This window comes from Bradyrhizobium genosp. SA-3, from assembly GCF_004212635.1.
Classification (GTDB): domain Bacteria; phylum Pseudomonadota; class Alphaproteobacteria; order Rhizobiales; family Xanthobacteraceae; genus Bradyrhizobium.
Genome location: NZ_PSRT01000353.1, coordinates 1 through 509 on the forward strand (window position 1 = coordinate 1; position 509 = coordinate 509).

1 protein-coding gene is annotated in these 509 nt (G+C 66.4%); it reads left to right on the forward strand.

The genetic code is table 11. The features are described 5' to 3' along the window. Nucleotide 1: 1 nt before the first annotated feature. Nucleotides 2-509 (forward strand): Hpt domain-containing protein (locus tag CWO91_RS42440; RefSeq protein WP_208753159.1); only part of this gene is annotated, 508 nt, incomplete at its 3' end.

Genomic DNA, 509 nt, shown 5'->3' on the forward strand with positions numbered 1-509 from the left:
CATGGATGATCTGTTGCGGGAGTTTTTGACGGAGACCAGCGAGAGCCTGGACACCGTCGACAATCAGCTGGTGAAGTTCGAGCAGGAGCCGAACAACGCCAAGATCCTGGATAACATCTTCCGCCTGGTCCACACCATCAAGGGCACCTGCGGCTTCCTCGGCCTGCCGCGGCTGGAAGCGCTGGCACATGCCGGCGAGACGCTGATGGGCAAATTCCGCGACGGCATGCCGGTGACCGGGCAGGCGGTGACGGTGATCCTGTCCTCGATCGACCGCATCAAGGAGATTTTGGCCGGCCTGGAGGCGACCGAAGCCGAGCCGGAAGGCAACGACCGCGACCTCATCGACAAGCTGGAGGCGATGGTCGAGCAGGGCATGGCCGCCATGTCCGGCTCGGCGCAGCCGATGCCGAGCGGCGCAGCTCCTGTCGCCGACGCGCCGCCGCTGGCGCCGGAAGCCCCGGCTGCCGCTGTGCCCACCAAGGCGATGACCACGGGCACGCTGATCG